Genomic DNA, 6,232 nt, shown 5'->3' with positions numbered 1-6,232 from the left:
GGCCGCACGCCTCGCTCGGCGACCGCCCGCCGGCCCCGGAGGTGTTCGTGCCAGCCTTAACCGCTTGGCCGGCTGCGCTCGCCCGACCGGCTCCGCCGGCCAAGCTACCCGTGGTGGAAAGGCCCACGGTTCACTAACATTCCGCTCGGGCCACCCCGTGGGGGCTGATCATTTCCACGGCCAATAAGCCAATTTCTTATCTCATCGATTTTGTCCTGCCTAAATATTTTTTCATCCCCGGCTCAGCCATATTTTTTATAGTGCTGTCGTGCAGATCCCCATTCTTTTCTTGTCATTTGATTGACTTTTTTCTTTGTCTCGAAGCGGTCTACAAAATTCGCGGATAAATTTTGTTTCCCCTTTGATTTTTTCGAGACGTCTATGAATTTTATAAAATCTTATTCTTAGAGATAAAATTATGACAGAGCCTGATTTTATTTCAGTTTTCGATTTAGTTTTCTCTTCATTTTTTTTGTTTTGGCATGCACGATCTGCTCGCCGCGAAACCACTTCAGGATCTCGTCACGGTCGATCCCTTGCGCTTCCAGTTCGCGCGCCTTGGCAAACAGCGCGCGCTCGAAGTCGTCCCGCGGCACCTCGTCGAACCACGACATCGCCGTCGGCGAGGATTCCATAATCGCCGTGAACCGCCGTGACGGTACGCCCCACCGGGCCGCCGCCCTTGAACAGCCACCGCCCCCACCGCCCCAGCCGCGTCAGGCTCGGCGAGGCGAGCGCCGAAGGCGGCGGGCGTGACCAGGTCGGCTCGGCCGTTCCCGACATCGCCCCGCTCCCTCAGGATGACCGGCGCAGGCTGCCCGGCAGCGGGTCGTCGTCCGCCGGTGCCGCACGCGCCCGCTGGTCCTTCACGTAGACCGCCTCCCCCACCGTGTTGCGCCGGTTCATCCAGAACCGGTCCAGGTGCCGGATCACCGAGGATCCCTCCGCCCGCACCTGCGGCGCGTGGCCGATCGGCTCCGTCACGTCGCCGTGCGTCCCCGACTTCACGCCCCCGCCCGTCCCCGCCTCGTCCCCGTGCACGTGCGTCGTGCGCGAGCGCAGAACCATCGCCTTCTGACCCGTGAACCGCACCGTGTGAGCGTAGGCCTCGAAGTGGTCGGCGTAGTCGACGATCGGGTAGGGCACCGGCACCAGCGCCGAGCCCCGCGGCGTCAGGCACACGTCCGGCGACAGGCTCACCACCCGCGCCTCGTGCGTCTCCCGCAGGCCCTTCCAGCGGCCGCTGCGTCGTCCACGGATCGGGGCGCGGCGGCTCCCCGGCGTAGTCGTCCCCGGCCTCGCTCGCCTCGTCCGATCCGCTCATGCGACGCTCTCCGTATCGGGAAGGGACCGGCGCAGCCGGGCGCGCTCGGCCAGGACGATCTCCGCCGTCTCCGCCTCGGGCAGCGGACCGCCGACGGGGGCGGACGCCGAGGTCAGTGGGTCACGGGCCGCGAGACTCGTCGCGCGGCAGCGAACAATCCGGAAGGATACAGGCTGCCAGAAGCTTTGATCTGCTCCTTCTACTAGAGCACATGCCTAATAATATGGATTTGTCTGAATATAAATCAGTCCGATTGTGTTGCGATCGGACTGAGTTATAGATTTTATAATTTATTTATACAATAATATAAAATATCGTATATTTATTTATAATGATCAGAATATGACGTACTTAAATATCAAAAAATGTTATTTATCAATAATTTGCAGTATTTTAGAATTTTTTTTCGTGCGAGCCATATCAAGAGGAGATCGACCGGCTGCGTTTTTGTGTTGAGGGTCTGCATTCGCTGAAAACAAGGCAGCAATGACATCATAGTTGGGCTTTGGGTTCATGACGGCTGTCCACAATGCATTATTGCCATATTGATCTATTAAATTTGGATTTGCTCCCTTTTGGAGCAACGAAAGAGCGATTTGATTATAAGATCTGGCGATTGAATATTGAAGCGCGGTCTGTCCTTTGTCATCTTGGTGATCGATTGACGCACCATTTTCGTAAAAAATTCAGCAAACTCGGGGCGCCAAACTATGGCTTCTTGAAGCAAGGTGTGATTATCATTACTTAAAATCGAAATATCTTCTAAGACTTCTGGCTGAAAATCCGGATTTGTTCTGATCTGTACGAATACATTCATGACATCGCTCATTTCTGCCCAAAACGATGACTACGGTTTCCACTCACTGTCTCTGGCTGGTAATTGTTGGGATCGCGATAACGTTGCATAAATTCCTCCTTTGAGATTCTATCGCTCATGTAATCATCATGTAACTTTTTATATTATTCTCCTGGCTTGTGGCCCATATCCCATTACCCTGATCGCGATTTAAATTTATCCCATTCAAGTTTTTCGCCGGCGTTGGGGTCATAGACATCGCCATTCTCATCTTTTGCTGCGTCCCAAACACCTTTCACCTGATCCTTGCCATATTTTGGCCTTTGCTTCGGGTCGGAGTACGGCTTATCGCACTTCCCGGCGCACTTTTTCTGGTCCTCATCGCTCGCCTGTTCATCAGCCCTATCTTGGCCTTTGACCATGGCGTTCAGCTTCTTGCCGAGCCAAGTGTCATCCACCGCTCAGCCATAGCCGCCGCCGATCGCAGAACCCGGACCGTATCCGTCACGGTAGCCCTGGGAGAAGCCCGGCGCAAAGCCGGCACCCGCCCCCACCGCGCTCCCGATCACCGCGCCGCCCGCAAGACCACCCGCTCCCGTCACGGGGATCGTTACCCCGCCCGTCCCGGCCCCGGCCAGGACTCCAACGCTTGCGCCCGCTGCCGCCCCGATCGCCCCGCCGGCCGCTCCCCCCGCCACCGCGCCGGGCAGCCCCTGCACCACCCCGCTCGCGCCGCCCGCGATCGCCCCGCCGACCGAACCGCCGATCCCCTCGAACAGCCCGCTCATCGATGCGGTCCCCGCGCATCGCGAGCCTCGCCCATCGCCGCGATCGTCAGATCGAACAGGCGTCTCAGGTGCCCGTCGGGTGAATCGCCGTCCTGAGCCAGATACGCCTGGGTCGGCTCATGGCTGGCGATCCGGCCTTGGCTCAGCAGCATCAGTAGCGCCCACCGGCTCTGCGCCGCCTCACCCGCCAGACCGAGGCTGCGCCCGACCCGATCGCTGATCACGACGGGCTCGTGCAACGCCGTGTCCGAGGCGGTGCCGACTTCGCTGGCCGCCACCTCGCGCAAGTAGGCCGCGATGCGCCGGTGCGACGCCGTCAGCCGTCGCGCCGTCAACGCTTCGATCTGCTCGGAGTCGATCGTCAGCACGCCACCCGGATCCGGCGGAAAGGCCGGATCGGCGAAGGGCCGTTCCACACCCCCTGCTGCGCCTGCTGGCCGTCCTGGCCCAGCATGCCGATCACCGAGGAAGCGAGCTGCGGCGCCATCGCGGCAAGCCCCGCGAGGCCGCCAGCCTGATCCAGCAGCCCCGCCGTCTGCCCCGCCATCCCGAGCAGCGGACCCATCAGGGCGGCAGCCCCCGCCCGGTGCCACCGACCGTTATGTTCAGCGAGCCGCCGATCTCCTGAGTCTGATTGGCGCCGACCGTCAGCGCCTGGTTGCGACCGACGACATTGGCGTGGTCGGCACCCACCGAGTGGGTCTGGTTATTCTCGATCTTGGTGGTGTGGTCCTTCTGGGCGTGGAAGAACATGTTCTCCGCACCCGTCGCATCCTCGAAGATCATCTCGTTGAAGCCATTCGACTTGTACGAATTCGAGCGCATAACCATCCGGGTCTTGTTGGCCGGCAGGTCGTAGGGCACCGAGTTGTTCGGGTTGGGCGCGATGCCGATCACGATCGGCCGGTCGGGATCGCCCTCCTGGTAGGCCACCAGCGCCTCCATCCCGACCCGCGGGATGATCTGCTGGCCCCATTGCGTCCCGCTCCAGGACTGCGTCACCCGCACCCAGCCGGTATCGGTCCCGTTGCCCCGGGCACGCCGATCCCACGGGAATTGCAGCTTGATCCTCCCGAACGCGTCGGTGTGGATCTCCTCGCCGGGAGGCCCCGCGATCAGCGCGATCTGCAGCCCGTCGATCCGCGGGCGCGGGATCGCCCGGTGCGGCGTCGCCGGTCGGTCGGCCAGGAGCGTCATGAACGCGTTCTCGCAGTAGTGTCGGGCGCTACGGCGAGGACGAGGCTCGGCACCAGGCGCAAGCCGCTCGCCTCGCCGATCTGCCGGCGACGCCTGACGGCCGCCGTCGATCCGGGCGGGCGAGGCATCCGCGGCCGACCGGCGCCTGCTCTACGATTCGACATCCCGTCGCACCTGCGTCATGCCTGGCGGGTTGTCTCCCAGACCCGCCATACCACGCCGGGTTGAACGTCCGGACATCCCGCCCTAGACTATTGGTCATATCTTCGACCTCTACGGAAGGTGCGCGATGACCAAGCCCGTGCGCTACACCCAGGCCGGGCGCCTGATGGCGATCGACACCGTCCTCGGCGAGGACGTCCTCCTGCTCGAGCGCCTCGAGGTCGAGGAGGGCATCAACCGCCTCTTCACCATCCAGGCCCGCGTCCGCGCACAACGCGACGAGGTCCGCCCCGACGAGATCGTCGGCACCGCCGCCGATCTCGCCCTCACGCTGGCCGACGGCTCGCAGCGGGTCTGGAACGGCCTCGTCACCGAGCTGCACGAGGGGCCGATCGTCACCAGAGGCGCGCGCCAGTACGCGCTCACCCTGCGCCCGCGCCTCTGGCTGATGAGCCAGCGCAGCGACTGCCGCATCTTCCTGACCCAGTCGACGCTCGAGGTGATCGAGACGCTCTGCGCCGAGCACGGCATCCGCGACTACACCCTCGCCGGCGTCACCCGCCCGCCGCAGAAGCGCGACTACGTCGTGCAGTGGAACGAGACCGATCTCGCCTATCTGCTGCGCCGTCTCGAGGAAGAAGGGCATTTCTTCTGGTTTCGCCATGAGCGCGGCAAGCACACGCTCGTGGTCGGCGATCATCCCTCGGCCTATGACGGCGGGACCGAGACCCGGGTTCGTCTTGCCTTCGGCTCGTCGGATGCCGAGCACATCCACGACTGGCGCCGGCAACTCTCGTTCACGCCAGGACGAAGAGCCGGAAAGGATTACGAATTCCTAACACCAAATCTTGATCTTGCCGCCGATACACCGTCGATCGATCGTGTTCCCGAGAATACGGCCTACGAACTCTACGAGTACCCTGCCCGGGCGCTGACCCGGGAAGCGGGCGAGTGGGCCACGCGGCTGCGCATCCAGGCGACCGAGACCGGCTTCGACCGCATCGAGGGACGCTCCAGCGTACGAACCCTGGCGGCCGGATCGCGCTTCACGCCTTACGAGGTGGCGCACCCGACCCACGTCTACCCGGCGCAGGTGATCACGCAGCTCCTGCACCGGGCCGAGGACCCGACCTACGAGAGCGGCGCGGGCACGCCGCACTACGAGAACGCGTTCACGACACTCCCGGCCGACCGACCGGCGACGCCGCACCGGGCGATCCCGCGTCCCCGCATCGACGGGCTGCAGATCGCCCTGATCGCGGGGCCTCCCGGCGAGGAGATCCACACCGACGCGTTCGGGAGGATCAAGCTGCAATTCCCCTGGGACAGACGGGCCCGGGGCGACGGGACGGATACCGGCTGGGTGCGGGTGACGCAGTCCTGGGGTGGGACCAACTGGGGCCAGCAGATCATCCCGCGGGTCGGGATGGAGGCGCTGGTGGCCTACCAGGAGGGCGATCCTGACCGGCCGATCGTGGTCGGCATCGCGCCCAACCCCAACAACCCGGTGCCCTACGAGCTGCCGGCGCACAAGACCAAGCTCGTGGTGCGGTCGAACACCTACAAGGGTCGGGGCTACAACGAGATCTCGATGGAGGACGTGGCGGGGGCCGAGAACCTGTTCACGCACGCCCAGAAGGACATGACCACGAAGGTCCTGAACGACGCGACGGCGCGGGTGGACGCCAACCAGGTCGGCAGCGTGGGGGCGAACCACTCGTTCGAGGTGGGCAACAACCAGAACCAGGCGATCGGGGGCTCGCGCTCGCTCACCGTGGGGGCGGTGGGGGGCGCGGCGAGCGCGGCCCTGGCCGCGGCGATGTCGGCGATGTCGGGGCAGACGGCGGGGCTGCTCGGCCAGGCGATGGGCGTCGCGATGGACGCGATGGGCGCAGCCTCCGGGGACGGCGGGGCGGCGCCGGTCGATGCGGGGGCGCTCGCGGGGCCGGCCGGGGCGGGCGGCGG

9 protein-coding genes and 1 pseudogene are annotated in these 6,232 nt (G+C 63.8%); 1 reads left to right on the top strand and 9 read right to left on the bottom strand.

Annotated features, from left to right (window positions below; all coding sequences use genetic code 11):
* Window positions 1-434 precede the first annotated feature (434 nt).
* The 9 genes and pseudogenes from HPY23_RS02585 to tssI form a co-directional block, all read right to left on the bottom strand.
* Window positions 435-614 (bottom strand): hypothetical protein, encoded by a 180-nt coding sequence (locus HPY23_RS02585; RefSeq protein WP_210346945.1) that lies wholly within the window; start codon window positions 612-614, stop codon window positions 435-437.
* 181 nt (window positions 615-795) lie between these two features.
* Window positions 796-1,200, bottom strand: coding sequence for a DUF4150 domain-containing protein (locus HPY23_RS02580; protein ID WP_200649553.1), 405 nt, complete (start codon window positions 1,198-1,200; stop codon window positions 796-798).
* A gap of 492 nt (window positions 1,201-1,692) precedes the next feature.
* Window positions 1,693-1,986, bottom strand: a complete 294-nt coding sequence (locus HPY23_RS33980; RefSeq protein WP_413231149.1) for an ankyrin repeat domain-containing protein — start codon at window positions 1,984-1,986, stop codon at window positions 1,693-1,695.
* A 163-nt stretch (window positions 1,987-2,149) separates the two neighbouring features.
* Window positions 2,150-2,272: pseudogene (locus HPY23_RS33975) on the bottom strand (GH-E family nuclease); the annotation flags it as partial.
* Window positions 2,273-2,314: 42 nt separating this feature from the next.
* Window positions 2,315-2,578: a hypothetical protein gene (locus HPY23_RS02570; RefSeq protein ID WP_139234900.1), complete on the bottom strand. Its 264-nt coding sequence runs from the start codon at window positions 2,576-2,578 to the stop codon at window positions 2,315-2,317.
* A gap of 3 nt (window positions 2,579-2,581) precedes the next feature.
* A complete protein-coding gene (locus HPY23_RS02565) occupies window positions 2,582-2,908 on the bottom strand; it encodes a hypothetical protein (protein ID WP_091883662.1) in 327 nt (108 codons plus the stop codon).
* Window positions 2,905-3,276 (bottom strand): hypothetical protein, encoded by a 372-nt coding sequence (locus HPY23_RS02560; protein WP_091883659.1) that lies wholly within the window; start codon window positions 3,274-3,276, stop codon window positions 2,905-2,907. Before HPY23_RS02560 ends, HPY23_RS02565 begins: the two co-directional genes overlap by 4 nt.
* Window positions 3,270-3,473 carry a hypothetical protein gene (locus HPY23_RS32780; RefSeq protein ID WP_236017617.1) on the bottom strand — a complete coding sequence of 68 codons (204 nt, stop codon included), beginning with the start codon at window positions 3,471-3,473 and terminating at the stop codon, window positions 3,270-3,272. The genes HPY23_RS02560 and HPY23_RS32780 overlap by 7 nt, the downstream gene beginning before the upstream one ends.
* Entirely contained in the window at window positions 3,473-4,216 is a 744-nt protein-coding gene (gene tssI / locus HPY23_RS02555) for a type VI secretion system tip protein TssI/VgrG (RefSeq protein WP_413231094.1), read from the bottom strand. Before tssI ends, HPY23_RS32780 begins: the two co-directional genes overlap by 1 nt.
* Before the next feature lie 178 nt (window positions 4,217-4,394).
* Here tssI and HPY23_RS02550 point away from each other — a divergent pair.
* Window positions 4,395-6,232, top strand: a 1,838-nt coding sequence (locus HPY23_RS02550) for a type VI secretion system Vgr family protein (RefSeq protein ID WP_200649552.1), incomplete at its 3' end; no start/stop codon positions are given.

It is taken from the genome of Methylobacterium ajmalii (assembly GCF_016613415.1).
GTDB classification, from domain to species: domain Bacteria; phylum Pseudomonadota; class Alphaproteobacteria; order Rhizobiales; family Beijerinckiaceae; genus Methylobacterium; species Methylobacterium ajmalii.
The sequence above is the reverse complement of the archived record's forward strand: the minus strand, read 5'-3'. Positions and strand labels throughout refer to the sequence as shown.

What these genes read in the sequence shown, in the direction of transcription:
- HPY23_RS02585 (WP_210346945.1), bottom strand. Translation starts at nt 614, where the DNA reads ATGTCGTGGTTCGACGAGGTGCCGCGGGACGACTTCGAGCGCGCGCTG.
- HPY23_RS02565 (WP_091883662.1), bottom strand. Translation starts at nt 2,908, where the DNA reads ATGAGCGGGCTGTTCGAGGGGATCGGCGGTTCGGTCGGCGGGGCGATC.
- HPY23_RS32780 (WP_236017617.1), bottom strand. Translation starts at nt 3,473, where the DNA reads ATGGGTCCGCTGCTCGGGATGGCGGGGCAGACGGCGGGGCTGCTGGAT.